The sequence below is a fragment of the Rhodobacter capsulatus genome (assembly GCF_005144475.1).
In the GTDB taxonomy this organism is placed as follows: Bacteria; Pseudomonadota; Alphaproteobacteria; order Rhodobacterales; family Rhodobacteraceae; genus Rhodobacter; species Rhodobacter capsulatus_C.
Genome location: NZ_SWJZ01000053.1, coordinates 21,035 through 47,504, shown reverse-complemented (window position 1 = coordinate 47,504; position 26,470 = coordinate 21,035). Strand labels below are relative to the sequence as shown.

General features: G+C 67.7%; 22 protein-coding genes. 16 read left to right on the top strand and 6 right to left on the bottom strand.

The annotated features are described in order from the left end of the window. Nucleotides 1–103: 103 nt before the first annotated feature. A complete protein-coding gene (locus tag FBT96_RS12850; protein WP_249306485.1) occupies nt 104–1,381 on the bottom strand; it encodes an Nramp family divalent metal transporter in 1,278 nt (425 codons plus the stop codon). A gap of 172 nt (nt 1,382–1,553) precedes the next feature. Between FBT96_RS12850 and mntR the strand changes: the two genes are divergently transcribed. Further along, nucleotides 1,554–1,982 carry a manganese-binding transcriptional regulator MntR gene (gene mntR / locus FBT96_RS12845; protein WP_249306484.1) on the top strand — a complete coding sequence of 143 codons (429 nt, stop codon included), beginning with the start codon at nt 1,554–1,556 and terminating at the stop codon, nt 1,980–1,982. A gap of 231 nt (nt 1,983–2,213) precedes the next feature. On the opposite strand, the gene FBT96_RS12840 is transcribed toward mntR, so the two are convergent. Both FBT96_RS12840 and FBT96_RS12835 read right to left on the bottom strand, forming a co-directional pair. Then, a complete protein-coding gene (locus FBT96_RS12840; protein ID WP_136907255.1) occupies nt 2,214–3,698 on the bottom strand; it encodes an alpha/beta hydrolase in 1,485 nt (494 codons plus the stop codon). Between the two features lie 144 nt (nt 3,699–3,842). Further along, nucleotides 3,843–4,832 carry a TerC family protein gene (locus tag FBT96_RS12835; RefSeq protein ID WP_136907253.1) on the bottom strand — a complete coding sequence of 330 codons (990 nt, stop codon included), beginning with the start codon at nt 4,830–4,832 and terminating at the stop codon, nt 3,843–3,845. A gap of 330 nt (nt 4,833–5,162) precedes the next feature. Between FBT96_RS12835 and FBT96_RS12830 the strand changes: the two genes are divergently transcribed. The 7 genes from FBT96_RS12830 (at nt 5,163) to nikR (ending at nt 9,453) form a co-directional block, all read left to right on the top strand. Continuing rightward, entirely contained in the window at nt 5,163–7,076 is a 1,914-nt protein-coding gene (locus FBT96_RS12830; RefSeq protein WP_136907251.1) for a potassium transporter Kup, read from the top strand. A 131-nt stretch (nt 7,077–7,207) separates the two neighbouring features. Then, the gene (locus FBT96_RS12825) at nt 7,208–7,663 is read left to right on the top strand and encodes a hypothetical protein (protein ID WP_136907249.1); all 456 of its coding nucleotides are present in this window, start codon (nt 7,208–7,210) and stop codon (nt 7,661–7,663) included. A 219-nt stretch (nt 7,664–7,882) separates the two neighbouring features. Then, on the top strand, nt 7,883–8,089 hold the full coding sequence (locus tag FBT96_RS12820) for a cold-shock protein (RefSeq protein ID WP_013066351.1): 207 nt from the start codon (nt 7,883–7,885) through the stop codon (nt 8,087–8,089). A gap of 70 nt (nt 8,090–8,159) precedes the next feature. Further along, nucleotides 8,160–8,321, top strand: coding sequence for a hypothetical protein (locus FBT96_RS12815; RefSeq protein WP_249306483.1), 162 nt, complete (start codon nt 8,160–8,162; stop codon nt 8,319–8,321). A gap of 45 nt (nt 8,322–8,366) precedes the next feature. After that, a complete protein-coding gene (locus FBT96_RS12810; RefSeq protein ID WP_136907245.1) occupies nt 8,367–8,573 on the top strand; it encodes a hypothetical protein in 207 nt (68 codons plus the stop codon). Nucleotides 8,574–8,693: 120 nt separating this feature from the next. After that, complete coding sequence (locus FBT96_RS20735; RefSeq protein ID WP_169583425.1) at nt 8,694–8,870, top strand: hypothetical protein; 177 nt, start codon at nt 8,694–8,696, stop codon at nt 8,868–8,870. Nucleotides 8,871–8,982: 112 nt separating this feature from the next. Continuing rightward, the gene (nikR, locus tag FBT96_RS12805; RefSeq protein WP_136907243.1) at nt 8,983–9,453 is read left to right on the top strand and encodes a nickel-responsive transcriptional regulator NikR; all 471 of its coding nucleotides are present in this window, start codon (nt 8,983–8,985) and stop codon (nt 9,451–9,453) included. 3 nt (nt 9,454–9,456) lie between these two features. Here nikR and FBT96_RS12800 read toward each other — a convergent pair whose 3' ends face one another. Both FBT96_RS12800 and FBT96_RS12795 read right to left on the bottom strand, forming a co-directional pair. Next, complete coding sequence (locus tag FBT96_RS12800) at nt 9,457–9,903, bottom strand: YaiI/YqxD family protein (protein ID WP_136907241.1); 447 nt, start codon at nt 9,901–9,903, stop codon at nt 9,457–9,459. After that, nucleotides 9,900–10,544, bottom strand: coding sequence for a TetR family transcriptional regulator (locus FBT96_RS12795; RefSeq protein WP_169583431.1), 645 nt, complete (start codon nt 10,542–10,544; stop codon nt 9,900–9,902). The genes FBT96_RS12800 and FBT96_RS12795 overlap by 4 nt, the downstream gene beginning before the upstream one ends. Before the next feature lie 105 nt (nt 10,545–10,649). Here FBT96_RS12795 and FBT96_RS12790 point away from each other — a divergent pair, with 105 nt between their 5' ends. The 8 genes from FBT96_RS12790 to FBT96_RS12755 all read left to right on the top strand — a co-directional run bounded on the left by FBT96_RS12790 (nt 10,650) and on the right by FBT96_RS12755 (nt 25,085). Beyond that, nucleotides 10,650–12,062, top strand: a complete 1,413-nt coding sequence (locus FBT96_RS12790; RefSeq protein ID WP_249306481.1) for an efflux transporter outer membrane subunit — start codon at nt 10,650–10,652, stop codon at nt 12,060–12,062. A 26-nt stretch (nt 12,063–12,088) separates the two neighbouring features. Beyond that, a complete protein-coding gene (locus tag FBT96_RS12785; protein WP_136907236.1) occupies nt 12,089–13,189 on the top strand; it encodes an efflux RND transporter periplasmic adaptor subunit in 1,101 nt (366 codons plus the stop codon). Nucleotide 13,190: 1 nt separating this feature from the next. Further along, complete coding sequence (locus tag FBT96_RS12780) at nt 13,191–16,316, top strand: efflux RND transporter permease subunit (protein ID WP_136907234.1); 3,126 nt, start codon at nt 13,191–13,193, stop codon at nt 16,314–16,316. Nucleotides 16,317–16,470: 154 nt separating this feature from the next. Then, nucleotides 16,471–17,475, top strand: a complete 1,005-nt coding sequence (locus tag FBT96_RS12775; protein WP_136907232.1) for an HlyD family secretion protein — start codon at nt 16,471–16,473, stop codon at nt 17,473–17,475. 4 nt (nt 17,476–17,479) lie between these two features. Continuing rightward, entirely contained in the window at nt 17,480–20,188 is a 2,709-nt protein-coding gene (gene rbbA, locus FBT96_RS12770) for a ribosome-associated ATPase/putative transporter RbbA (protein WP_136907230.1), read from the top strand. Further along, nucleotides 20,189–21,307 carry an ABC transporter permease gene (locus FBT96_RS12765; protein WP_136907228.1) on the top strand — a complete coding sequence of 373 codons (1,119 nt, stop codon included), beginning with the start codon at nt 20,189–20,191 and terminating at the stop codon, nt 21,305–21,307. 76 nt (nt 21,308–21,383) lie between these two features. After that, the gene (locus FBT96_RS12760) at nt 21,384–23,216 is read left to right on the top strand and encodes a putative bifunctional diguanylate cyclase/phosphodiesterase (RefSeq protein WP_136907226.1); all 1,833 of its coding nucleotides are present in this window, start codon (nt 21,384–21,386) and stop codon (nt 23,214–23,216) included. A gap of 9 nt (nt 23,217–23,225) precedes the next feature. Further along, entirely contained in the window at nt 23,226–25,085 is a 1,860-nt protein-coding gene (locus tag FBT96_RS12755; RefSeq protein ID WP_136907225.1) for a sensor histidine kinase, read from the top strand. A gap of 4 nt (nt 25,086–25,089) precedes the next feature. Here the strand turns inward: FBT96_RS12755 and FBT96_RS12750 are convergent, their stop codons facing one another. Continuing rightward, nucleotides 25,090–26,334, bottom strand: a complete 1,245-nt coding sequence (locus FBT96_RS12750; RefSeq protein ID WP_136907223.1) for a molybdopterin molybdotransferase MoeA — start codon at nt 26,332–26,334, stop codon at nt 25,090–25,092. Nucleotides 26,335–26,470: the final 136 nt, after the last annotated feature.

Sequence of the window (26,470 nt, the reverse complement as noted above, 5' to 3'; positions counted from 1 at the left end):
AAACCCGGGGGGTGTTTTTTTCCCCGGGGGTCGCGCCCGCGCCCCCCCGGGGGGGGCTCGCCCCCCCACACCCCCCGGGATATTTGAACCAAGGTGAAAGGGATCAGGAGAGGAAGGGCATTTCGATGCCGAAGGCGCCGAGCAGCAGGACCATGTTGAGCGACAGGACGACACAGGCGCCCAGGGCCGCCGCCGCCTGAACCTTGCGCGTGGGGACGAAGGCGCCCATCACCTCGGGTTTGCGGATCAGCCACAGCAGGGCGAGCATCGGCACCGGCAGGGCGATCGAGAGCACGACCTGGCTCATCACCAGCGCATCGGTGGCATTGGCGCCCGAGGCGACGACGACGAAAGCGGGCACCATCGTCACCGCCCGGCGCAGCCAGAGCGGCAGGCTCACCCGCAGGAAGCCCTGCATGATCATCTGTCCCGCCATCGTGCCAACGACCGAGGATGAAATCCCCGAGGCGATCAGCGACAAAAGGAAGGCCGCCGCCGCGAAGCCGCCCAGAAGCGGGGTCAGCGTGTGATAGGCGGTCTCGATTTCCGCCACTTCGGCATGGCCATTGTGGAAGGCCGAAGCCGCCATCATCACCATCGCCATGTTGATCAGACCGGCGCCCGCCAGCGCCACGATCACCTCGATGTTGGAGATCCGCACCATCCGGCGCCGGTCGCCATCGCTGCCCAGAATGGCGCGGTTCTGCGTCAGGCCGGAATGCAGGAAGATCGCATGCGGCATGACGGTGGCGCCGATGATGCCGACCGCGATCGTCAGCGCGCCCGCATCGGGCAGGCTGGGGGTGGTGAGGCCGCCCACCGCCTGGCCCCAGTCGATCGGCGCGATGAGGACTTCGGCGAGGTAGCTCAGCCCGATCACGCCGACCATCGACCCGATCGCCAGTTCCATCGGCCGGAAGCCCTGCGCCTCGAACAGCAGGATCGCATAGGTGATGACCGCGGTCAGCGCCATGCCCCACAGAAGCGGAATGCCCAGCAGCAGCGAAAAGCCGATGGCACCGCCCAGAAATTCGGCCAGATCGGTGGCCATCGCCGCGACCTCGCTGACCGCCCACATGACGAGGACCAGCGGGCGGGGCAGGTGATCGCGGCTCAGTTCCGCCAGATTGCGCCCGGTGACGATGCCCAGCCGCGCCGAGAGCGCCTGAAACAGCATCGCGATCAGGTTCGCCATCAGCACCACCCAAAGCAGCGCATAGCCGTAGCCCGCCCCGGCCTGGATGTTGGTCGCGTAATTGCCGGGGTCCATGTAGGCGACCGAGGCGATCACCGCCGGGCCGACGAAGGCGAGCATCGCCAGCGGGCCGCGCCGTTCGCCGCCGATCACCGCGGACATCGTCGCCCGCGCCCGTCCGGACATGGAGTTTTCCTGGATCATCCTGCGCCCCCGGAACCTGTTGCTGCAAAGTGTAGCCTTGGCTATACTTCTGTCAAGCGGCTTCCCGGCAAAATGCGCCGGAACCACGCTGCGGCGCCGGGGGGCGTTTCCAAATCCGGGCCAAGGCGATAAAATGGCGCGAAAAGGACCCAAGATGCCCGAAGATACCGCCCCTGCCGACCTGACGACGATGCGCTTTTCCCGGGCCAGGGAGGCGCAGGCCATGGCGGTGCTGGAAGATTACGCCGAAATGATCGACGATCTGGCGCGGCAGATGGGCGAGGCGCGGATCACCGACATCGCGGCGCGGATGGGGGTGACGCATCCGACGGCGACGAAGGCGGTGGCGCGGCTCAAGCGCGAGGGGCTGGCGGTGTCGCGGCCCTATCGCGGCGTGTTCCTGACCGAACTTGGCACCGAGATGGCGGCGCGGGTGCGGATGCGCCACCGCGTCGTGGTCGATCTGCTGATCGCGGTGGGGGTGCCCGCCGAGACCGCCGAGATCGATGCCGAGGGGCTGGAGCATCACGTGTCGGAGGCGACGCTGAAGGCGTTCGAGGCCTATCTGGCGCAGCGGGGCTGACACCCTGCGTTTGTTCGGGCGGAGAAGGAAAGGCATCGCCTTTCCCCGCCCGTCACGATCCGGTGTTGCCAGGACCGTGTCCGCAAGCGTGACAGAGGCCGGCGCCTGCCCCGGCGGGCGAGAAGCGCCCGCCATGGGCGGGGCGGGCGCTGGCCGAGTGCTTGATGCACTCGGCGTCCATGGGGCATCTGGCGCGCCTGGCCTCGGCGATGGCCTCGGCCAAGGGATGCGTCACGGGCTGAACAGCGGGAAGCAGACGCCCAGCACCCAGGCCAGACACAGCCCAAGCCCCAGCCCCGCCACCGTCGCCCCGGAGCGGCGCGCGATCCAGCGGCCCATCAGCCCGTGGACGAAGAAGAACAGCAGCAAAAGCGGCAGCGCGATCAGAAGGAACATCAGCCGGTCGAAATCCAGCGCCGCGGCGAGGGCAAAGGACCCGAACAGGAACACCCGCCCGACGATCCGGCGCCAAAGCGCCGCATGTCCGGCCTCGGTCAGCTGCGCATCGGCAATGAGCGCGGGCACGGTGCCAAAGGCCAGAACCGCGATCAGCACCAGCCGCTCGGGCGAGGGCCAGTAGCTGGCGGCGTAACGATCGAGCGCCAGGCCGAAGGCGCCGAGCCCCCAGATCAGGAACAGCACCACCGGCACCAGCGACAGCCCGGCGCGCAAATTCCGCCAGCCGTTCAGAAGCGTGATCTGCAACAGCCCGTAACAGGCCAGATGCACCATCAGGTAATCGGCGACCAGCACCGGCAGGAAATCGATGTGAAACCGGGTCAGCACGACCGGCACGATCAGCGCGGGCAGCACGGAGGCCAGCAGGAACCGCCGCACCGGCACCGGCGCGGGATCGGCGCGCTTGGGCTGCAGCACCGCCAGCGGATGCACCGCCAGAACAAGGCCGATCAGCAGCACCAGGATCCAGAGGCCCATCGACGACACCGCACCGCCCGAAACGCGGCTGTAGGTGGCGTCGATCCAGTCGCGCGCCGCCACGACCGCGTTCGGGCTGTAAAGCACGCCGACATGTTCCACATGCGGGGCCACGACGGCCATCCGCGCCACGGGACCGGCGGTGGCCAGTTCGCCCTCGCCCTTGCTCGGGTCGACCTGATGCAGGTAATCGAGCGCAAAGCCGCGCAAGCCCCCCTCCCATTCGCCCGAGATCACCAGCAGCCGCGGCGGTTCGGTGGCCGTGACCGCCTGCGAAAACATCGAGATCGCCACCACGGCATCGACGGGACGCCCGGCTGCGGCCTCCTGTTCGGCGGCGCGGACCAGAATGTCGGTGGCCATCGAGTGCCCGAGCAGCGACACGCCGGGGGCGCCGGGCAGGGCGCGGGCGGCCGCGATCACCCGGCGCAGCTCGTCCACCAGAAACACCGTCGTGCCGTCGATCTTCGTCACATCGCCGCGCATCGGCTGCGGATTGCGGCCGTGACCCTCGCTGTCGAAGGCGAGGACTCGATACCCCGCCTGCGCCAGCCGCAAGGAATAGGCCTGCATGATCTGCCGCGATCCGGCGAAACCATGCGCGATGACGACGGCGGGGCCGGTCGCGCCGGGCTGTTCGTAAAGCGTCACCGGGGTCGCGCCGACGCGGACATCGGAGAGGACGAGCCCGGCCCGGTCGCGTTCCAGCATGAAGACCGAGGTCAGGATCAGGACCAGGGCAAGAGCGAAGGTGGCAAGATGGCGGCGGGGATGGCGCAACGGGAACCTCGGGAAAACCTGATGCCTTTTATGTGCGGCAAAGTCCCGGCCGATCAAGGCGACGCATGGCCCCGAAAGTGCGATGCCCCGACCGGAGGATCGGGGCACCGCGTTCGCAGTTTTGGAGGATTGACGGGGACGTCGTCATTCAGCCGGATGAGCCGGCCCTCTCGCTGTGCCCGTCTTCCACAGCGAGAAAAGGATACCTGCGGCCAGGATCGCGAAGGTGATGCCAAGCGACCAGGCCGGAGGGAATTTTTCCCAACCCAGCGCCTCGGCCACGAAGACCTTGGAGCCGATGAACACCAGAAGCACCGAGAGCGCGTATTTCAGATAGGCGAAGCGGGCGAGGATCGCGGAGAGCGCGAAGTAAAGCGCCCGCAGGCCGAGGATCGCGAAGATGTTCGAGGTGTAGACGATGTAGGGATCGGTGGTGATGGTGAAGACCGCGGGCACGGAATCGACCGCAAAGATGAGGTCGGCCAGCTCGATCATCACCAGGGCAAGGAAGAGCGGCGTCGCATGGCGGACAAGGCGGCCGGTCTTGCTGTCGGGTTCGGTCACGAAGAAGGCATGGCCGCGGGGGCCGTCGGTGACGCGCAGGCGGCGGCGCAGGAAGCGGATCAGGCCGTTTTCGGTGATCTCGTGGTCCTTGTCGGCCGAAAACAGCATCTTGATCCCGGTCAGGATCAGGAAGGCGGCGAAGATGTAAAGCAGCCAGTGGTATTCGGCGACCAGCGTCGCGCCCAGGCCGATCATCAGCCCGCGCAGCACGATCACGCCCAGGATACCCCAGAACAGCACCCGGCGCTGATATTGCCGCGGCACGGCGAAGAAGCCGAAGATCAGCGCGATGACGAAGATGTTGTCGATCGAGAGCGATTTCTCGACCACGAAGGCGGTCAGATATTGCGCCGTCGCGGTGGCGCCCATCTGCCAGAAGACGAAGCCGGCAAAGCCAAGGCCAAGCGCGATATACATCGCCGAAAGCTTCAGGCTTTCCGCGATGCCGATTTCGTGATCGTCCTTGTTCAGCACGCCCAGATCAAGCGCGAGAAGGGTCAGGACAAGGCCGACGAAGACCAGCCACATCCACAGCGGCTGACCAAGAAAAGACAGAAAAATGAGTTCCACGGGGGCGACCTCTTGCGGTTTGCCGCCGTCTGGTCGCCCGGCTGATGACAGACCATCTGCCGGGCACGACCATCGAGCGGGTGTCGATGCGGTCCGACATCACGTGGAAGCTTGGAGGAACTTCCGACGCCAGAGGGGCCCGGCCCGCTCCTCATATTTTGGGCAGGGCAAGCGGGAGTTCAACCCCCCGGGTGCGACATTTTTTCCATTTTTTGCCGGGTGGTTTTCGGGCGACGCCGGGGCAGATACGAATCCGGTGGCGCATGCCGCCACGCAGCGTTAAGAAGCCAAGGCCGGAGATCACGTTCCGGTGACCCGAGTCACAACTGCATGACCAAAAACGAATCCGAGATCCCCGAGCAGGGAGATCGCAGCCAGAGCCACGCCAAGACGGGACTCGCGCTGACCTCCCTCGCCGCGATCGGTGTCGTCTATGGCGATATCGGCACCTCTCCGCTTTACGCCTATCGCGAAGCGATGGTGGCGTCGGGCGCCCATGGCGGCGGCGTCGACCCTGAACATGTTCTGGGCGTGCTGTCCGTCATCACCTGGGCGCTGATCATCGTCGTCACGATCAAATATGTCATCATCCTGATGATGGCCGACAATGACGGCGAGGGCGGCACCTTCTCGCTTCTGGCGCTGGTGCAGCGCGCGATGGGGCGGCCGACGCCGATCGTGCTGGCGCTGGGCATGCTTGGCGCGGGGCTGTTTTACGGCGATGCCGCGGTGACGCCCGCGGTGTCGGTTCTGGGCGCGATCGAGGGGCTGAAGCTTGTCACCCCCGCCTTCGAGCCCTTCATCGTGCCATTGGCCGTCGTCATCATCGTGTTCCTGTTCGTGTTCCAGAGCAAGGGCACCTCGGCCGTGGCGAAATTCTTCGGGCCGGTGATGATGGTCTGGTTCGCCGCGCTGGCGGTGGGCGGGGTGATGAACCTCATTCAGGCGCCGGTGGTGTTCGAGGCGCTCAACCCGATCCGCGCGGCGGAACTGGTGACCTCGAACGGTCCGCTGGGCCTTGCCATTCTGGGCGCGGCCTTCCTGGCGGTGACCGGGGCCGAGGCGCTTTATGCCGACCTCGGCCATTTCGGCCGCCGTCCGATCCAGGTGTCCTGGCTTTTCGTCGTGATGCCCGCGCTGCTCTTGAACTACTACGGGCAGGGCGCGCTGCTGATGACCAATCCCGGCGCGATCGAGAACCCGTTCTTCCGGCTTTATCCCGATTGGGCGCTTCTGCCGATGATCGTTCTGGCGGCGGCCGCGACGGTGATCGCCAGCCAGGCGGTGATTTCGGGCGCCTATTCGCTGACCCAGCAGGGGGTGCAGCTGAAGCTGATCCCGCGGCTGCGGATCCGGCAGACCTCGGACACCCAGCAGGGGCAGATCTACATGCCCGAGGTGAACTTCTGGCTGATGCTCGGCGTGTTGATGCTGATCGTGGTCTTCGGCTCCTCCTCGGCGCTGGCGGCGGCCTACGGGATTTCCGTCACCGGCGAGATGTGCATCACCTCGATCCTGGTGATGGTGGTGGCGCGCAAGCTGTGGAAGATGCCGCTGGTGCTGGCGATCGGCATGATGGTGCCGTTCCTCGCGCTGGATCTGGTGTTCTTCGGCGCCAATTCGATGAAGATCTTCTCGGGCGGGTATGTGTCGCTGGCGATCGCCGGGGGGATGATCCTGCTGATGTGGACCTGGCGGCGCGGCGCGGCGATCATCCTCAAGCTGGAACGCGAAAACGACGTGCCGCTCGACATGATCTTCCGGCAGATGGATTCGAAATCGATCTCGACGGTGCCGGGCACGGCGATCTATCTGACCGGCACGCCCGACATGGTGCCCGCGGCGATGCTGCACAGCCTCAAGCACTTCAAGGCGCTGCACGAGCATATCGTGATCCTGACCATCGTCACCGAGGATGTGCCCCGCGTCGCCCCGCAAGACCGGGTCAACATGGAAGAGCTGAACGAGCGCTTCCGCCGCGTCGAGCTGCGCTTCGGCTATGCCGAGGAACCCGACGTGCCGAAGGCGCTGCTGCAGTGCCGCAAGCTGGGCTGGAAGTTCGACATCATGGCGACCTCGTTCATCCTGTCGCAACGCTCGCTGAAATTGTCGGGGCAGCGCCGGATGCCTGCCTGGCAAAGCCTGTTCTTCTTCTATCTGGCCCGCAACGCCACCCGGTCGTCGGATTACTTCCGCATCCCGGCCTCGCGCGTGGTGGAGCTGGGGACGCTCGTGAACGTGTGATCAGACCGCCCCCGCGGCCCGGCAGATCGCGGGTTGACGGGGGCGGCCAAATCCATTCTAACGCCCGCGGTCAATGGCGCCCCGCGCCGTTCCTCCGTCCTGCCCGGTGCACCGCCTCTGGAGAGATTCCCGTGACCTCGCGTCTTGCGCTTGCCCTGATCACCGTCACCGCGCTGTCCGCCTGCGGCGCGAACAGCTCGTTCCGGCTTTATCCGCTGAGCGGGCCGATCGCCGAGCAGAACCCCTCGACGGCGATCCCGATCTCGATCACCGAGGACAGCGAGACCTCGGGGCAGATCTGGTTCAAGCTGCCGAAGCCGAACAAGACCAAATGCAGCGGCACCTGGTCGAGCGTGCAGCCGCGGGTGAAGACGCATGAGCGCGGCCTGTCGCTGAAGCTCAAGGATCTGGGCGGCAGCTACAAGAATTCGACCGAGGATGTCGGCGGCGTGAACACCGGCGAGGTCTATGCCGTGTGCAAGGACGGCACCCGGCTGCAGGGCACCTTCATCATGGGCTCGGGCACGCAAAGCGGCACCGGCACCGTGACCGACACGCTCGGCAACAGCTACAAGCTGCTGTTCTGAGCCGACCGTCAGGGGAAACCGCGATCTTGCCGTCGCCGCAGGATTGTTTTGAAAACCCGAAACGAATCAGTGCAAAACCTGCAAACTCTGGTATGCAGGGGACAGCGAAGTTTTTCTGACCGCACCCTGTCTCCTTCATCGGCTTCAGTCTGCTTTTAGTTCTGACCAAGCCGAGCTGCCGCATTCCGTGGGCAGCATTCCCATGAAGGAGTGATCACGATGGCCAATGGCACCGTGAAGTTTTTCAACCAGAACAAAGGTTTCGGTTTCATCGAGCCGGAAGGTGGCGCGCAGGACGTGTTCGTGCACATCTCGGCCGTTGAACGCGCCGGGATCTCGCGCCTCGTCGATGGCGCCAAGGTGACGTTCCAGATCGAATCCGGTCGCGATGGCCGCAAGTCGGCCTGCGATCTGGCTCTGGTCTGATCCGCCACGCGCGCGGACGACAGCCATGTCCCCCCCACGCAAGTCTTCGTCTCCCGGCCTGTTCCGGGAGATGCCTCTTGCGCCGCAAACGCCGCACGACAAGACGGCGGCCGCGGCGAAACTGATCATCGAGACGGAAGCCACGAAGCGCGCGGATCGCACCGCGGCGCTCAAGGCGGCCCGTCTGGCGCGCGATGCGACGGACCTGCCGGACGTTCCGCCCGCCCGATGACCCGCTTGCCGTCCCGGGACCTCCGGGCACGGCGGAAAGATCCGAATGACGCATACCCAATCTGCCGTGGGCCCCGCGCCCATGGTCTCTTTCCCGCGCAGCCGTCCGGACCAGTCCGGTCTGGGCTGGCGGGATTTCTTCGAACGCCTCGGTCAGGGCACGCTGCCGCAAGGCACGCGGCGTTCCGACCGCCCGGCGCAGGATCCGATCCGGTCCTTCAACGGACAGGCGATCCGACCCGTTTCCCGGTGACGGTATCGAGGCGGGACGGCGGCGGTGCCGCGGGTCCGCTTCTGCCGGGTTTCTCACCGGGAGGGGAAGCGGCGCAGTCCTCTGCGCCGCTTCCGCCCTTTTATCTCAAGGAGCCAGAACATGGGCTATTCCACGCCGAAGAAACAACTGGATCTGAAGGAATTTCTGGCGCAGCCGGCAAAGAAGCCGCCGTATCGCAACGGTCTTTCCTTCCGTAAGGCCGGCACGCAGGCGCGCGGCAGCACCGTGCCCGCCACGACGACGGCCAAGACCTCCGACGGCGCGCAAGAGAGCTGACCCGCGCCCCGATCCGGGGCCGGGCGGGCCGGGAAACCGGCCCCCCGCCACGGGCCGGGCGGGCGCTTGTGCCTGCGGCCCCGCCATGCAAGGGTCGCCGCAGGAGGGCCCCATGCAGCGCATCACCATCACCATCGAAGACGATCTTCTGGCCGCGCTTGACGGGTTCATGGCGCGTTCCGGGGCCTCGAACCGCTCCGAGGCGCTGCGCGATCTCGTCCGCCGCGGCCTTGCCGAAGACACCCCCGACGGCGCCGAATGCGTCGGCGTGATCACCTATGCGCTCGATCCGTCGCAGCGCGATCTGGGCCGGGCGGTGCCCGAAAGCCGCCAGCGCCATCACGACACCACGATTGCCGCGCTGTCGGTGCCGCTCGACCATCATGCGGCGGTCGAAGTGGCGGTGATGCGCGGCACGGTCGGCTCGGTGCAGGCCTATGCCAATTCGCTGTTCCTGCAACGCGGCGTGCTGCACGGGCAGACCGCGCTGATCCCGGTCAAGACCGAGATCGAGTTCCATCTGCACGGCACCCGCGCCCATACCCATGAACATCTGCGCGTGCAGGAGCGCTGGAAACCCTGAGCCTCAGCGGGGGATCTTGCGCAGCACGCGTTCGAGCGCGTCCAGAAACCGCGTCCGGTCCGCCTTGGTGAAGCCGCCGCCGCGGCCTTGCAGGAACGGATCGGCGGCGCGCAGATCGGCCATCAGATCGCGGGTGGCCAGCACATTGCCGATATTGTCCGCCGTCAGCGGCGCGCCGGTCGGGCGCAGCACCTGCGCCCCGGCCGCGACGCATTTCGCCGCCAGCGGAATGTCCGAGGTCACCACGACATCGCCTGGCCCGGCCCGTTCGGCGATCCATTTGTCGGCCTCATCGGGGCCCTGCGCGACGATCACCGTCTCGATCAGCGGATGGGGCGAGGGCCGGATGCCGCCATTCGACACCACCACCATCCGCATGCCGTGCCTTGTGCCGACCCGCTCGATCTCGGCCTTCACCGGGCAGGCGTCGGCATCCACATAAATCGTCATGCCTCAGTCCTTTCGGGGGCGGTCCTTTCGGGGGCGGGCTTGCGCCGCATCGAGCCGATCAGATGGTTCAGCAGCTTCGTGCCGGTCTTGTGCAGCGAAAACGCCTGACCCGAGCGGTGCCATTCGCCGATCAGCCCGTTCATGAACACCATCTGCGCGACCGCCGCCTCTTGCGGGGTCAGATCCGCGTTCATCCGCCCCTCGTCGCGGGCGCGTTCCATCAGCCGCAAGAGCAGCCGGTAGATTTCCGCATTCTTCGATTCGCGCCAGGCCGCGGCATCGTCACCCGGCGTCCCCGAGATCAGAATCAGATGCAGCCGCTGCTGCACCGGATCGCTCTCGACCATCGCCAGATATTCGGCGCCGGTCACCGCGAGGACCTCCAGCGGATCATCGGGCAATTCGCCCGCGGCGGCGGTTTCGATCCGGCACAGCTGGGGCGTCTCGTAGCGCTGATAAATCGCGCTCAGAACATCCGACTTGTCCTTGAAATACCAGTAGAAAGCGCCCCGCGTCGCGCCCGCCTCGCGGGCGATCTGCTCCAGCGTCGTCTGCGCGATGCCGCGCGTGCAGAACAGCCGTTCCGCCGCGTCGAGAATGTTCAGTCGCGTCTGTTCCGCGTCCGCCTTGCTGCGCCGCATCCGTGCTGTCTCCCCGATGGGCCCGCCCACCGCTCCTGCCGCCTTGTTTCGCCTTGGATGGCCTCGGTCAAGCCTTGCATCTGCCCTCTTTACAAACATACGCGCATGTATGTAAACCCGGATCAGTCGGTCCGGTCGGTCGGACCCAAATGCGAAGGACAGGGCATGGCGCGGATCGGGCGGCGGGGATTTCTTCTGGGGGCGACGGCGGTGCTCGCGGGCTGTGCGCAGGTCGACTATGCGGCGCCGGTGGCCAAGGGCCCGGCCCGTTTCGACGCGGCGGCGCCGGGGCGGCAGGCCGCGGGGCCGTGGTGGTCGGCCTTCCGCGATCCGACGCTGGATCAGCTGATCGCGGCGGGGCAGGCGCGCAACCTTGATGTGCTGCAGGCCATCGCGGCGATCGAGGAGGCCCGGGCGAGTGTTGCGGGCAGTGACGCGGCCGATCTGCCGCAGCTCTCGGGCACGGTGAAGGGCACGCGCGGCAACACCACCGGCGCGGGCGTGACGGAATCCCGCTCGGGCGCGCTTTCGGTGGGCTGGACGGCGGATCTGTTCGGGGCGAACCGGGCGGGTCGCGCCGCGGCCTCGGCGCGGCTGGATGCGGCCTATGCCTCGGCCGATGTGGCGCGGCTGGTGATGGAAGGCGCGATCGCCCAGGCCTATGCGGAGCTGCGCTATCAGCAGGCCTCGATCGCGCTGACGCGCAAATCCCTGGAAAGCCGTCGCAAAAGTCTGGAACTGACGCGGGCGCAGGTGGAGAGCGGCTCCGCGGGGCGGCTTGAACTGCTGCAGGCGGAACAGCTGGTGGCCGAGGGCGAGGCGCAATTGCCGGGCTATGAGACCGCCTTCGATCAGGCGCTGGTGACGCTGGCGACGCTGACGGCGCAGCCGGTTTCGGCCTTGCGCCCGCAGCTGACGAAGGGCGCGGGTCAGCCGCGGCCGCGCTTCAAGGCCAGCGTCGGCGTGCCCGCCGATGTGCTGCGCGCCCGTCCCGACGTGCGTCTGGCCGAACGCAATTATGCCGCCGCGGTCTATGACATCGGCGTCGCCAAGGCGGCCTTCTATCCTTCGGTCACGCTCTCGGGGTCGGTCACGCCGACCCATCTGCGCGACGCCAGCACCATTCGCTACTGGGCGGTCGGCCCCGCGCTTGATCTGCCGATCTTCACCGGCGGCGCGAACCGGGCGAACCTGCGCGGCGCCGAGGCGCGGGCGGTGCAGGCGAAACTGGCCTGGGAAAAGGCCGTGCTGACCGCCATCGACGAGGTCGAAAGCGCGCTGGCCGCCTATAACCGCGATGGTCGCAACATCGCCGCGCAGGCGCATCTGGTCGACACCAGCGCCGAGACGCTGGAGCTGTCGCGCACCAATTACAGCTTGGGCGAGGGCGACTTCATGGCCGTCCTTGACGCCGAACGCAGTTACCTTTCGGCACAACAAAGCCGCGCTTCGGCCGAATGGAGCCGCGCCGCCGATTTCATCACCCTCAGCATTGCCGCCGCGGGCGGGATCCGCTGACCCTTCCCCCTTCAGACAGGTTTCCCATGTCGTTTCCGAAATCGCTCGGGCTTTTGCTGCTGCTGCTGCCCACGTCCGTCCTTGCGCAAGAGGCGCAGGGCCCGGCCCCCGTCACCACCGTCATCGCCCATGCGCAGGATCTGACGCTGAACGCCCGTCTGCCTGGCCGGATCAAGGCCTCGATCGAGGCGGAGGTGCGCCCGCAGGTCTCGGGCATCCTGCGCGGGCGGCTGTTCGAGGAGGGCGTCCCGGTGACCGAGGGCCAGCCGCTCTACAAGATCGAGGATGACAGCTATCTGGCCGCCGTGGCCGCCGCGAAAGCCGCGGTGGCGCAGGCCAAGGCGTCGCGCGATCTGGCGGTGCTGGAAGAAAAACGGGCGCTCGACTTGTTCGCCTCGAAGGCCGGCTCGGCGCAGAACCGCGATTCCGCGGTGGCGACGCGGGCGGCGGCCGATGCGGCGGTGCAGGCGGCCGAGGCGCAGCTGCAAAGCGCCACGATCGAGCTTGACCGCACCACGATCCGCGCCCCGATCGCCGGGGTGATCGGGCTGACGCAGGCGACGCCCGGGGCGCTGGTTGCGGCGCAACAGGCCAGCCCGCTGGCGACGATCCGGGCGCTCGATCCGGTGCATGTCGACGTGACGCAATCGGCGACCGACATCCTGCGCCTGACCTCGACCCCCGAGGGCCGGGCGATGCGGGCGCTGGGCGAGGCCGGGCTGATCCTGGCCGATGGCTCGGTCTATCCGATCAAGGGCAAGCTGGAAGCGGCCGAGCCGCGGGTGGAGCCGACGACCGGCATGGTGACCTTGCGGATGAGCTTCCCGAACCCCGACCACATCCTTCTGCCCGGCATGTATGTCGAGGTGGACCTGCCGCAGGCGCTGGCCCGGGGCGCCTTTGCGCTGCCGCAAAACGTGGTGATGCGCGAGCCCTCGGGCGGGGCCTATGTCTGGGTCGTCGAAGCGGGCAAGGTGGCGCAAAAGCCGGTCACGGTGGCGACCGCGCGCGGCTCTGACTGGATCGTGACCGGGGGGCTGAAAGACGGCGATCAGGTGATTTCCTCGGGCTTCCAGAAGACCGGGCCGGGCGCGCCGGTGACCGTCGTTCCGGCCGAGGGGCAATAACATGGCACGTTTCTTCATCGACCGGCCGATCTTCGCCTGGGTCATCGCGCTGGTGATCATGGGGGTGGGGGCGCTTGCGATCCTGCGCCTGCCGGTGTCGCAATATCCCTCGATCGCCTCGCCCGCCGTCGTCATTTCCGCCGCCTATCCGGGCGCTTCGGCGGAAACCGTCACCGATACCGTGGTGCAGGTGATCGAAAAGCAGATGACCGGCCTGGACGGGCTGCGCTACATCAAATCCGACACCACCGCGACCGGGCGGGCGACGATCACGCTGACTTTCGCGCTGGGCACCGATCCCGACATCGCGCAGGTGCAGGTGCAAAACAAGCTGGCGCAAGCCGAGGCGAGCCTGCCCGAAACCGTCACCCGGCAGGGCGTGACGGTCGAGAAATCGACGACCGGCTTCCTGATGGTGGCGGCGCTGATCTCGCCCGACAAGTCGCGGTCCTCGGTCGAGCTGTCCGATTACATGAACGCCTCGATGGTCGAGAGTTTTTCGCGGCTCAAGGGCGTCGGCGCGGTCACCGTCTTCGGCTCGGAACATGCGATGCGGATCTGGCTCGATCCGGGCAAGCTCAAGGCCTATGACATGGCGCCCGCCGCGGTGATCGCCGCGGTGAAGGGGCAGAATGCGCAGATCTCGGCCGGGTCGTTCGGGGCATTGCCCGCGCCCGAGGGGCAGATGCTGAACGCGACGATCACCGCGCAATCGCTCTTGACCACGCCCGCGGATTTCGAGCGCATCGTGCTGCGCGCCGATACCGATGGCGGGCTGGTGCTCTTGCGCGATGTGGCGCGGGTGGAGCTGGGCGCGGAAACCTATGACATCAATGCGTTTTACAACGGCACCCCCTCGGCGGGGATGGCGATTCAGCTGGCCTCGGGGGCGAATGCGCTCGATACGGCGAAGCTGGTCAAGGATAAGCTGGCGGAACTGGCGCCCTATTTCCCCTCGGGGATGGAATACGTCATTCCCTATGACACGACGCCCTTTGTCACGCTCTCGATCGAAGAGGTGATCAAGACCCTTTTCGAGGCGATCGTGCTGGTCGTGCTGGTGATGCTCGTCTTCCTGCACAATCTGCGCGCGACGCTGATCCCGACGCTTGCCGTGCCGGTGGTGCTTTTGGGCACCTTCGGCGTCATGGCGGCTTTCGGCTTTTCGATCAACACCTTGACCATGCTGGCCATGGTTCTGGCGATCGGGCTTCTGGTCGATGACGCCATCGTCGTCGTCGAGAACGTCGAGCGGATCATGGCGGAAGAACACCTGTCGCCCCGCGACGCCACCCGCAAGTCGATGGGGGAAATCTCGGGCGCGCTGGTCGGCATCGCGTTGGTGCTGTCTGCCGTCTTCGTGCCGATGGCCTTCTTTGGCGGCTCGACCGGCGAGATCTACAAGCAGTTCTCGGTCACCATCGTCTCGGCCATGGGGCTCTCGGTTCTGGTCGCGCTGGTCTTCACGCCCGCGCTTTGCGCCACGATCCTGAAACCCCATGCCGAGGCCAAGGGCGGTTTCGCGAACTGGTTCGGCGGTCATTTCGAGACCCGTTTCGGGCGGCTGACGAATGGCTACGGCGGCATCACCCGCTGGGTCGTCGCCAATCCGCTCAAGGGTCTGGTCGTCTATGCCTGTCTGGTGGCGGCGATGGGCGCGCTTTATGTCCGCACCCCCACCGCCTTTCTGCCCGACGAGGATCAGGGCGTTCTGATGACGCTCGTTCAGACCCCCTCGGGCACCACCGCGGCCCAGACGAAAAAGGTCGTCGAACAGGTCGAGGGCTACTGGCGCAGTGCCGAGGCGGACAATATCGACGCGCTCTTTTCCGTCGTCGGCTTCTCCTTTGCGGGCCAAGGCCAGAACATGGCGATGATGTTCATCAAGCTGAAGGACTGGGAAGACCGTCAAGGCCCGCAAAACGGCGCGCAGGCGATTGCGGGCCGGGCCTTCGGGCCGCTGATGGGCGGCATCAAGGAAGCGATCGTCATTCCGATCGTGCCGCCGCCGGTGCTGGAACTGGGCAATTCGAACGGCTTCACCGCCTTCCTGCAGGCGCGCTCGGGCCAGACCCACGAAGAGCTTCTGGCCGCCCGCAACCAGCTTCTGGGCATGGCCGGGCAAAGCCCGAAACTGATGGCCGTGCGCCCGAACGGGGTCGAGGATGCGGCGCAGTTCCGTCTGGATATCGACTGGGCCAAGGCGGGGGCGGTGGGGCTGACCGCGGCGGATGTCGGCGATTTCCTGAACACGATCTGGTCTTCGGCCTATGTGAACGACTTCTTGCATGAAGGCCGGGTGAAGCGCGTCTATGTGCAGGGCGAACCCTGGGCCCGCGCGACGCCCGCCGATTTCGCGCTCTGGCGGGTGCCGAATGCGAATGGCGATTTCGTCTCGCTCTCGACCTTTGCCACCGAGAAATGGGTCTACGGGCCGCAGCAGATCGTGCGCTATGACGCGCTGCCCGCGATGGAGATCCAGGGCTCGCCGGTGCCGGGCCTGTCCTCGGGCGCGGCGATGACGGAAATGGAGACCTTGGCCAAGCAACTGCCGCCCGGGTTTGCCCTGCAATGGTCGGGTCTGTCGCTGGAGGAGAAAGACGCGGGCAACGGCGCGATGGCGCTTTATGCGCTCTCGCTCGCCGCGGTCTTCCTGTGCCTTGCGGCGCTTTATGAAAGCTGGGTCATTCCGGTGGCGGTCATTCTGGCGATGCCGGTGGGCATCATCGGCGCGCTTCTGGGCGCCTGGCTTGGCGGTCAGGCGAACGGGGTCTATTTCCAGGTCGGGCTGCTGACCGTCGTCGGTCTGACCGGCAAGAACGGCATCATGATCGTCGAATTCGCCCGCGAGCGGATGCGCAGCCTTGGCGAAGACGCGCTGACCGCCGCGGTCGAGGCCGCCCGGCTTCGGTTCCGCCCGATCCTGATGACCTCGCTGGCCTTTACCCTTGGCGTCGTGCCGCTGATCCTGTCGACCGGCGCGGGGGCGGGCGCGCGCGAGGCGATCGGCTACACCACGCTCTTCGGCACGCTGACGGGGACGGGGCTCGCGATCTTCTTCGTGCCGCTCTTCTTCCGGCTGACGAATGCGATGTTCACGCGGCGCAAGAGCCCGGCCGCCGCCTGAGCATGGCCGGCAGGGGCGTTTCCGCGCCCCTGCCACCGCCGTTTCTTCTTGGCGCAAATACGCGCTGCCCCGCCCGTCCGGGGCGCACTGTGCGCTTGACGCCGCCCCGCCACAGGTGAACCATACGGTTCAGAGTCGTTTCGGAGCTGAAGCCATGTCCCTGCCTGCCGCCTGCCGCCTCGCCCTTGTGCTGCTTTTGGCCCTTGGCCTGCCCGCGCAGGCGCAATCGCCCTTTGCCGGGCTGCTGTCGCGGCTTGAAGGCGCGGGGGATCAGACCGGCGTGACCGCCTCGAACGGGCGGCTGGAGGCGCAAAGCATCGATGTTGCCGGGAAATATGCCGGGCGCCTGACCGAGGTCACGGCCGCCGAGGGGCAGATGGTCGAGGCGGGGGCGGTGCTGGCGCGGATTGATGACCGCGATGCGCAGGCGAAACTGCTGGCGGCCGAGGCGGCGGTGCTGCAGGCCGAGGCGGCCAAGGCGGGCGCCGAAGCGGCGGTGATGCAGGCGCAAAGCGCGCTCGACGTGGCGGTGACAACCCGGACCCGGGTCACCACGCTGCATGCCGAAGGCCACGCGGCGCAGGCGGCCTTGGACGATGCGGTGAACGGGGCGACGGCGGCGGCGGCCTCGCTCGCCTCGGCGCGGGCGCAGGTGCAAAACGCCACCGCGCTGATCGCGGCCGCGGAAGCCAGCCGCGAACAGGCAAGGATCGCGCTGGAAGATCTGGTGATCCGCGCGCCCCTGCGTGGCCGGGTGCTGTACCGGCTGCACGAGCCGGGCGAGGTGATCGCGGCGGGAACCCCGGTGGTGACGCTGCTTGATCTGACCGATGTTTACATGGTGCTGTATCTGCCCGCCGCGGTCGTGGGCACCTTGGCGCTGAACGACGAGGCGCGGCTGGTGCTGGACCCGGTGCCGCAATATGTGATCCCGGCGCGGGTCAGTTTCGTCGCACCCCAAGCGCAATTCACCCCGAAATCGGTCGAAACCAGCACCGAGCGCGCGGACCTCGTGTTCCGCGTCAAGCTGGCGATCCCGCGCGATCTGCTGTTGCGCTTTGCCGACAGCGTCAAGGTCGGCGTGCGCGGCATCGGTTTCGTGCGCGCGACGCCCGACACGCCCTGGCCCGCCGATCTGGCGGTGAAGCTGCCCGAGTAAGCCGATGCAGCCCGTCGCCCGGCTGATTGGCGTTTCCCATCGCTACGGCGCGGTGCGCGCGCTTGACGCGGTGACGCTGGATATTCCCGCAGGCGTGATGGCCGGGCTGATCGGCCCCGATGGCGTCGGCAAATCGACCCTGATGGCACTGGTGGCCGGGGTGCGGCGCGGCCAGACCGGCCGGGTCGAAAGCCTGGGTGGGCCGATGGCCGACCGCGCCCACCGCGCCGCCGTCGCGCCGCGCATCGCCTATATGCCGCAGGGGTTGGGGCGGAACCTTTATCCGACGCTGACGGTGACCGAGAACCTGCAGTTCTTCGGGCGGCTCTTCGGTCAGGGCGCGGCCGAACGGGCCGAGCGCATCGCGATGCTGCTCGACGCCACCGGCCTTGCGCCCTTTCCCGACCGTCCGGCGGGCAAGCTCTCGGGCGGGATGAAGCAGAAACTGGGTCTTTGCGCCGCGCTGATCCATGACCCGGACCTTTTGATCCTGGATGAACCCACGACCGGCGTCGATCCGCTGTCCCGGCGGCAATTCTGGGAACTGATCGCCCGCGTCCGCGCCACCCGGCCCGGCATGAGCGTGCTGACCGCCACCGCCTATATGGAAGAGGCCGACCGCTTCGACTGGATCGCCGCGATGGACGGAGGCCGGGTCATCGCCACCGGCACGCCCGCCGATCTGCGCGCCCGCACCGGGGCGCAAAGTCTGGAAGAGGCTTTCGTTGCGCTTCTGCCCGCGGAAATCCGCGCCCGGCACGCGCCGGTGCCGATGCTGCCCCGCCCCGCAAATCAGGGCCGCATCGCCATCGAGGCCGAGGGGCTGGTGAAACGCTTCGGCGCCTTCACCGCGGTCGATCACGTCGGCTTTTCGATCCCCGAGGGCGAGATCTTCGGCTTTCTGGGCTCGAACGGCTGCGGCAAGACCACGACGATGAAGATGCTGACCGGGCTTCTGGACCCGACCGAGGGGGTGACGAAGCTGTTCGGCCGCGAACTGGGCCGGTCCGACATGACGGCGCGGCTGGGCATCGGCTACATGTCGCAGGCGTTTTCGCTTTATGGCGAGCTGACGGTGCGGCAAAACCTGATCCTGCATGCGCGGCTTTACGGCGTCGCGCCCGACCGGCGCGCGGCCCGCGTGGCCGAGGTGATGGCCGAATTCGATCTGGCCGAGGTCGCCGGGGCGATGCCCGAAAGCCTGCCCCTGGGCATCCGGCAGCGGTTGCAACTGGCCGTCGCGATGATCCATGAACCGCCGATCCTGATCCTGGACGAGCCCACCTCGGGCGTCGATCCGGTGGCGCGCGACGGGTTCTGGACGGTGCTGATGCGGCTCTCGCGCGAGAAGGGCGTGACCATCTTCATCTCGACCCATTTCATGAACGAGGCGGCGCGCTGCGACCGGATCTCGCTCATGCATGCGGGGCGCGTGCTGGAGCTGGGCACGCCCGCCGAGATCGTCACCCGGCGCGGCGCGGACACGCTGGAAGCCGCCTTCATCGCCGTGCTGGAGGCCGAGAGCGATACCGACGATGCCCCGCCCGAGGCCCGGATGCCCGCGCCCGTCGCGGCGCCGAAGGGCAGGGGGCTTGCGGCCCTCACCCGGCTTTACGCCTATTCCTGGCGCGAGACGCTGGAACTGGCCCGCGATCCGATCCGGCTGTTCTTCGCGCTTCTGGGCCCCGTCATCCTGATGCTCGCCATGGGGTTCGGGATTTCCTTTGACGTCGACCGGCTGTCCTTCGCGGTGCTGGATCAGGATCAAAGCGCCGAAAGCCGCCGCCTGACCGAGGGGTTCACCTCGATCCCGCAATTCGCCGAAGCCGCACCCTTTGCCAGCCCGAGCGAGCTGCAGGGCCGGATGGGGCTGGGGGGCGTGACGCTCGCGCTCGATATCCCCGAGGGGTTCGGGCGCGATCTGCACCGCGGCGCCGTGCCGGAAATCGGTCTGACCTTTGACGGCGCGATGCCGTTTCGCGCCCAGACCGCGCAGGGCTATGCCCTTGGCGTGCTGCAGGATTTCAGCGACAAGATCGCCGCCGAGGAGGGGATCGGGCGCACGGCCAAGGTGGGTTTCGAGACCCGCTATCTGTTCAATCAGGCGTTTGAAAGCGCCAATGCCATGGTGCCCTCGGTGCTCATGCTGATCCTGATGCTGGTGCCCGCGGTGATGGCGGCGGTCAGCGTCGTGCGGGAAAAGGAAACCGGCACGATCGCGAATTTCCAGTCCACCCCGGTCAGCCGGATCGAGTTTCTGGTCGGCAAGCAGCTGCCCTATCTGGCGCTGGCCTGGGTCAGCTTCTGGGTGCTGGTGACGCTTGGGGTGACGGTCTTTGGCGTGCCGCTCTCGGGCAGCCTGCCCGCGCTGGGCTTTGCCGCGCTCGTCTATGTCGCCGCGACGACGGGCTTTGGCCAGCTGATCTCGGCCTTCACCCGGACGCAGGTGGCGGCGGTCTTTGCCACCGCCGTCGTCGCGATCATCCCCACGGTGAACTTTTCCGGGCTGATCGTGCCGGTGTCGTCTCTGGGCGAAGGCGGGCGGATCTTCGGTCTGGCCTTTCCGGGCGCATGGTTTCAGCCGGTCTCGGTCGGCGCTTTCCTGAAAGGCTTCGGCTGGCCCGAGGCGCTTTCGGCCGCCGCCGTCCTTGGGCTTTTCGCGGCGGCCTATCTGGCGCTGGCGATCCTGTCCCTTCCCAAGCAGGAGCGGTGAATGCGCAGCCTTCGCAACATTCTGTGGCTGACCGGCAAGGAACTGCGGGCGATCCGCACCGACCGGGTCATGCTGGTGCTGATCGCTTACGTGTTCACGCTGGCGGTCTGGCTGGTGTCCGACGCCGCCAGCACCGAGGTTGATCATCTGGCCACCGCCGTGGTGGACGAGGACCGCAGCCAGCTTTCCGCCCGGCTGACCGATGCGATCCGCCCGCCGCTTTTCGCCGAGCCGGTGCCGATGACCGCGACCGAGGCCGCCGCCGCCCAGCGCGCGGGCGAGGCGATCCTGGTGCTGACCATCCCGCCGGATTTCGAGCGCGACCTGCATGCCGGGCGGGATGTCACGCTGCAGATCCTCGTCGATGCGACGGCGGTGGCGCAGGCGGGCAATGGCGCCAGTTTCCTGCGCCAGACCCTGTCGCAGGAGCTTTCCGCCGCGCTGTCCCCCGGCGCGGCCAGCGCCGATCCGGTCCGGGTGGTGTTTCGCAACGCCTTCAACCCGAACCTGACCTCGAGCTGGTTCAGCGCGGTGATGCAGCTGATGAACAACGTCACCATCCTGATGCTGATCCTGTCGGGCGCCTCGATGATCCGCGAGCGCGAACATGGCACGATCGAGCATGTTCTGGTGATGCCCGTGCGCCCGCACGAGATCGTCGCGGCAAAGATCCTCGCCTCGGGGGCGGTGATCCTGTTGGCGTCGCTCTTCAGCCTTGTCGTGGTGGTCGAGGGCGCGATGGGCGTGCCGGTGGCGGGCTCGCTGGCGCTTTATGCCGGCGGGGCGGCGATCTATGTGGTGGCGGTGGCCAGCCTTGGTCTGCTTTTGGCGTCCTTCACCCGGACGATGGGGCAGTTCGGGCTTCTGGTCATTCCGGTGATCGTGCTGATGATCCTTTTGTCGGGGGGGATGACGCCGCTGGAATCGATGCCCGGCTGGCTGCAGGTCACGATGCGGGCGATTTCCCCCGCGACGCATTTCGTCATCTTCGCGCAGGCGGTGCTTTACCGCGGCGCGGGGCTGGCGCTTGTCTGGCCGGAAATGGCGGTGATGGCGGGCATGGCGGCGGTGGCGGTGGCGATCGTTCTGGCGCGGTTTCGCAAGGTTCTGGCGGGCTGAACGCCGTGCTTGACCGGGCAAACCGATCCTTAACGACTTGCCGCTAGTGTCTGCCCAAACCCTTCGGGAGGGCCGCATGACCATTCTCGTCATCGATGACGAAGCCGCCGTTCGCGACGCCTATCGCCTTTTGTTTTCCAGCCCCGCCACCTCCCGTCCCGTGTCCCGCGCCGATGCGCTGGCCGAGGAATTGTTCGGCGCCGCAGTGCCGCAGGCCGCATCGGGCGAAGCCCCGGCCGTCGAGGTCAGCTTTGCGGCGCAAGGGCTGGAAGGCGTCGAGCTGGCGGCGCGGGCGCTGCAGGAGGGCATGCCCTTCAAGGTCGCCTTCGTCGATGTGCGGATGCCGCCGGGGATCGACGGCAAGGAAACCGCCCGCCGGTTGCGCGCGCTGGATCCCGATCTGCATATCGTCATCGTCTCGGCCTGGTCGGACCATTCGGTGACCGACATCGCCGCCGTGGCCGGGCCGGCTGACAAGATCTTTTACATCTGCAAGCCCTTCGAGCCCGATGAAGTGCGGCAGATGGCCCGGGCGCTGTGCGAAAGATGGGACAACGACACCCGGCAGCTGATGTTCCTGCGCGCCAAGATCGCCGAACTGGCCGCGAGCGAGGCCCGCGCCCAGCACATCGCCAGCCATGATTTCCTGACCGGCGCGGCGAACCGGATGGCGTTTCAGAACCGGCTGATCGAACGGCTCGAGGCCGGGACGAACGATCTTTTCGTCGCCTTCCTCGATCTCGATCATTTCAAGCATGTGAACGACACCTTCGGCCATGACGCGGGCGACGAGGTGATTCGCATGGCCTGTGCCGCCTTTGTCGCCCGCGCCCCCAAGGGGACGATGGTGGCGCGTCTGGGCGGTGACGAATTCGGCGTGCTGCTGACCGGGATCGACCGGGAGACGGCGGTGGCCACCTGTCAGGGGCTTCTGGAGACCTGTTCGGGGGATTTCTCGGTTTTCGGCAATTCGGTGTTCATCGGCGCCTCCTGCGGGCTGGTCGATGGCTCGTGCCATCCCGATTGCGATGCCGCCGATCTGATGCGCTTTGCCGATCTGGCGCTGTTCGCCGCGAAACAGGATGGCGGCCAGACGGTGCGGGTGTTCGACAAGCAGCTCGACGCCAGCCAGCAGTTTCGCCAGCGCATCGAGGCGGGGCTGTTCTACGCGCTCGCCAGCGAGGAATTGTCGATCCATTACCAGCCCATCGTCGCCTCGGACACGCTGGACGTGGTGGGCTACGAGGCGCTCTTGCGCTGGAACAGCCGCGATTACGGCACCGTGCCGCCCGGCGTCTTCATGCCGATCGCCGAGGAAAGCCCGGTGACGCTGCTTCTGGGCGACTGGGTGGTGGAACGGGTGCTGCGCGATGCCCGCGGCTGGCCGGGAAAGTTCACCGCGATCAATTTTTCGCCGCGGCAATTCCAGCGCCAGGATTTCGTGGCGCGCCTCGCCGCCGAGGCGCGGCAGAACGGCCTTGCCCCGGCGCTGATCCAGATCGAGGTGACCGAAAGCACGCTGCGCGCGCATGCCCGGCAAAGCCGCAAGATCGTCGACGACCTTCGCGCCCAGGGCTTCCGGGTGGCGATCGACGATTTCGGCACCGGCGCCTCCAGCATCACCCATCTGCAGGATCTTGCCGTCGATGCGATCAAGATCGACCGCAGTTTCATCGAGGGGATGGACCGCGACCGCCCCTCGGCCGCCATCGTCACCGCCCTGTCGCATCTGGCCGCGGGGCTGGGCCTTGACATCGTCGCCGAGGGAGTGGAGCGGATCAGCCAGCGCGATGTGTTGCGCCAGCTCGGCTGCACGCATCTGCAGGGCTTCCTGTTCGGCCAGGGTCAGGCGGTGGACCGCGTTCTCTCCGCCTCCGGGGTCGGGCCGACCCGCAGCGCCGCAGGGTAAGGCGCCGCGATGCGCCTGCGTCTGCCCAAACTGCGCGCCAAAAGCCTCCGCGCCGCCCTGATCTTCGAGCTGACGGCGATCGGCATCAGCGCGGCGACGCTGTTTGCCGTGGTGCTTGGCGTGATGATCCAGAGCAGCTTCGGCACGCTGGAAAGCGCCGAGATCGGTCGGGACGTCGACCGCGCCCGGGCGGCGCTGAGTGCCGATCTTGTCGCCAACGAGGCGCATGTGCTTGACTGGGGGCTTTGGGACGAGACCTTCTTTTATCTGCGCAATTTCGACCGCGCTTATGAAGACCGCAACATCAACGCCATCTCCTTCGTCAATGCCGAAATCTCCTGTGCCGCCTTTGTGCGGCTGGACCGGTCCGCACAACGCGCCTTCTGTTTCGATCCCGAGACCGAGGCGCCCGACCCCGATCTGGCCGCCACCTTCCTGGCCGATGTCGATACCATGGCGCTGCAGCCCTCGCGCGATGGCAAGACCGCCTCGGCGGGCTATTGGCAGCAGGGCGGGCGCCTTTACACCGTCGCCAGCGCCCCGGTGCGGCGCAGCGACGGGTCGGGCACGCCCGAGGGGGTTCTGGTCTTCCTGCATCTGATCGAGGCGGAGACCCTGGCAAAGACCCTGCAGGTTCCGGTCCGGCTTGATTTCTCGGATTTTTCGACGGTGCCGGTGGTGCTCGGCGCGGACGATCTGCTGGATGTCGCGGTTCCCGTTGCGATGGCGGACGGCCCGCCGGTGGCGATGCTGCGCTTTCAGCTGCCGCGGCTTGTGCTCGCTGCGGGCGAACGGCTGCGCGATCTGACCGTCGTCGCGCTGCTGGGCCTGCTGGCGGCGCTGATGGCGCTGCTCGGGCGGCGGCTGTCCACGCAGGTTCTGGCACCGATCCTCGCCTTTCGTCAGCATGTGGTGCGGATCCGGCATGCGGGCGAGCTGGTGCCGTTCGAGGGCCCGCCGCGGACCGATGAAATCGGCGCCTTGCAATGGGAATTCAATGCGATGGCTTCGGAACTCGAAGCCTTGCGGCTCTCTCATGCAGAACAGTCCTTTGCGCTCGGCCGCGAGCAGAATGCGACCGGGCTGCTGCACAACCTGCGCAACAGTCTCAGCCCGGTGCGGGTGATCCTGGCTGATCTGGCAAGTCATCTGCGCCCGGACCTGCCGCCCGAGGCGGGGCGGGCGCGGCGTGAACTGGCCGATCCGCAGACCGCCGCGGACCGCCGAGAGCGCCTGGTCGCCTATCTCGAGGCGCTTGACGCCGACCGGGACCAGCGCGGGGCGGAGGCCCGGGCGCTGTTGCAGGAGGCGGGGCGCTGCCTGACCGAGGCGCTCGAGGCGATGCGGGCGCCGCGCGATCCCGCCCGGGTGAACCGCGACGAGGCCTGCGATCTGACGCGGGCGTTGGGCCGGGCCGCGACGGCGGCGCGCTTCGTGGAGGGGCCGAAGATCGATCTGTCGATCGACTGTCCGCCGGGGCTGCAGGTGCGCGGCAACCGGGTTCTGCTGGCGCAGATCCTGGAAAATCTGGTGGTCAACGCCACCGAGGCGATCGCTGCCAGCGGCCGGGCGCAGGGCCGGATCGCGATCGGCGTGACCCTGTCCGAAGACGGCGCGCGCTGCAGCGTCACGCTGGCCGATGATGGCGACGGCTTTGACGCCGCCACCGGGGCGCGGCTCTTCGAGCGCGGCTTTTCCACCCGCACCGACAAGCACGGCGGGCTGGGGTTGCATTGGTGCGCCAACACGCTCTCGGCGCTGGGCGGCGCGGTGACGCTGACCAGCCCCGGCAAGGGGCTGGGGGCGGTGGCCTGCCTCGATCTGCCGCTGACCGAGGCCTCGGCCGGGCGGGTGCGCCCGGCGGGCTGAGCGCTCAGCGGGCTCCGGCCTCGAAGGTCTGCCAGCAGATCGGCGTGCCGACGCCGACCCGGGTGGTCTCGGCTGATACGAAGCCCAGACCATCCGCCTCGGCCAGCGGAAAGAGCGTGGCCGAGGTGCCCTCGCCCAGACGGTGCACCACTGGCAACCCGTCGATTTCCCGGTTCCCAAGCCGGATCGGGAAGATCTCGGCCCGGCCCGGCTTGCGGGTCCAGTCGAACCCAGCTCGCCCCGCGCAATGGAACAGCGGCGCCGGAACCGCGCCCTTCAGCCGGGCGATCTGCGCCGAGACGAAGAGGGTGAAGCCGACCATCGCCGAGAACGGATTGCCGGGCAGGCCGGTCACCGCCGCAGTGCCCAGACGGCCGAACATCACCGGCTTGCCGGGTTTGAGCGCCACTTTCCAGCCGTCGATCTGCCCCCCCGCCGCGAGCAGCGCCGGGCGCAGGTGATCGCGCCCGCCCATCGACACCGCGCCGGTGGTCACGATCAGATCATAGCGCCCCTGCAGGCTGGCGAATTTCGCCACCGTCGCCTCGGCCTCGTCGGGCAGGATGCCGTGATCGTCGACCTCGGCGCCCGCGCCTTGCGCCAGCGCGATCAGCATCGGCCGGTTCACATCCGGCATCGTGTCCCGCGCCGATCCTGCGGCCTCCGGCCGGTGCAGCTCGTCGCCGGTGGATAGGATCGCCAGCCGCGGACGGCGCACGACCTCGACCCGGGCCACGCCGTTCGAGGCCAGAAGGCCGATGTGATGCGCCCGAAGGCGGGTGCCGCGGCGCAGCAAAAGCCCGCCCGCCGGCTGTTCCGAGCCCACGGCGCGGATATGCGACCCCGGCGCGGGGGCGGCGGTCAGCTGCACCTCGGCGCCGGTCTCGGTCACCTCTTCGACCGGCACGACGGCATCCGCCCCCGCGGGGATCTGCGCGCCGGTGAAGATGCGCAGCGCGGCGCCTTCGGGCAGGGGGGGCGCCTGCATCCCGGCCGCGACCGTGCCCGCGACGGCCAGCGTCAGACCGGCGTCGAGATCGGCGGTGCGCAGGGCAAAACCGTCCATCGCCGCGCGGGCGGTGCGGGGCAGGGCGATCTCGGCGCGCAGGCTGCTGGCCGAGGTGCGGCCCGTCGCCTGCGCCAGATCGAGGCTTTCGCTGTCGCCGATCGGCGCGACCAGACCGCAGGCCAGGCGGCGGGCGGAATCGAGGTCGAGCATCGCGGATGCCGGGTGATCGAGTGCGGGCATCTGCCGTTCCTTTCGTGTCGGACCGGGCGCCGCTTGCGGTGCGGCGGGCCGGAAAAAGCGGGGTGGAAACCATCCCGGTCGGGGCCTGCGGCGGGATCGGACGCGAGGGGCGCCGCGCCGCAGCCCGCGGCGAGCA

Excerpts from the sequence above, each read along its gene's own strand:
- FBT96_RS12850 (WP_249306485.1), bottom strand. The coding sequence starts at position 1,381 with ATGTCCGGACGGGCGCGGGCGACGATGTCCGCGGTGATCGGCGGCGAA.
- mntR (WP_249306484.1), top strand. The coding sequence starts at position 1,554 with ATGCCCGAAGATACCGCCCCTGCCGACCTGACGACGATGCGCTTTTCC.
- FBT96_RS12830 (WP_136907251.1), top strand. The coding sequence starts at position 5,163 with ATGACCAAAAACGAATCCGAGATCCCCGAGCAGGGAGATCGCAGCCAG.
- FBT96_RS12820 (WP_013066351.1), top strand. The coding sequence starts at position 7,883 with ATGGCCAATGGCACCGTGAAGTTTTTCAACCAGAACAAAGGTTTCGGT.
- FBT96_RS12815 (WP_249306483.1), top strand. The coding sequence starts at position 8,160 with ATGCCTCTTGCGCCGCAAACGCCGCACGACAAGACGGCGGCCGCGGCG.
- FBT96_RS12810 (WP_136907245.1), top strand. The coding sequence starts at position 8,367 with ATGACGCATACCCAATCTGCCGTGGGCCCCGCGCCCATGGTCTCTTTC.
- FBT96_RS20735 (WP_169583425.1), top strand. The coding sequence starts at position 8,694 with ATGGGCTATTCCACGCCGAAGAAACAACTGGATCTGAAGGAATTTCTG.
- nikR (WP_136907243.1), top strand. The coding sequence starts at position 8,983 with ATGCAGCGCATCACCATCACCATCGAAGACGATCTTCTGGCCGCGCTT.
- FBT96_RS12800 (WP_136907241.1), bottom strand. The coding sequence starts at position 9,903 with ATGACGATTTATGTGGATGCCGACGCCTGCCCGGTGAAGGCCGAGATC.
- FBT96_RS12795 (WP_169583431.1), bottom strand. The coding sequence starts at position 10,544 with ATGCGGCGCAGCAAGGCGGACGCGGAACAGACGCGACTGAACATTCTC.
- FBT96_RS12790 (WP_249306481.1), top strand. The coding sequence starts at position 10,650 with ATGTATGTAAACCCGGATCAGTCGGTCCGGTCGGTCGGACCCAAATGC.
- FBT96_RS12785 (WP_136907236.1), top strand. The coding sequence starts at position 12,089 with ATGTCGTTTCCGAAATCGCTCGGGCTTTTGCTGCTGCTGCTGCCCACG.
- FBT96_RS12780 (WP_136907234.1), top strand. The coding sequence starts at position 13,191 with ATGGCACGTTTCTTCATCGACCGGCCGATCTTCGCCTGGGTCATCGCG.
- FBT96_RS12775 (WP_136907232.1), top strand. The coding sequence starts at position 16,471 with ATGTCCCTGCCTGCCGCCTGCCGCCTCGCCCTTGTGCTGCTTTTGGCC.
- rbbA (WP_136907230.1), top strand. The coding sequence starts at position 17,480 with ATGCAGCCCGTCGCCCGGCTGATTGGCGTTTCCCATCGCTACGGCGCG.
- FBT96_RS12765 (WP_136907228.1), top strand. The coding sequence starts at position 20,189 with ATGCGCAGCCTTCGCAACATTCTGTGGCTGACCGGCAAGGAACTGCGG.
- FBT96_RS12760 (WP_136907226.1), top strand. The coding sequence starts at position 21,384 with ATGACCATTCTCGTCATCGATGACGAAGCCGCCGTTCGCGACGCCTAT.
- FBT96_RS12755 (WP_136907225.1), top strand. The coding sequence starts at position 23,226 with ATGCGCCTGCGTCTGCCCAAACTGCGCGCCAAAAGCCTCCGCGCCGCC.
- FBT96_RS12750 (WP_136907223.1), bottom strand. The coding sequence starts at position 26,334 with ATGCCCGCACTCGATCACCCGGCATCCGCGATGCTCGACCTCGATTCC.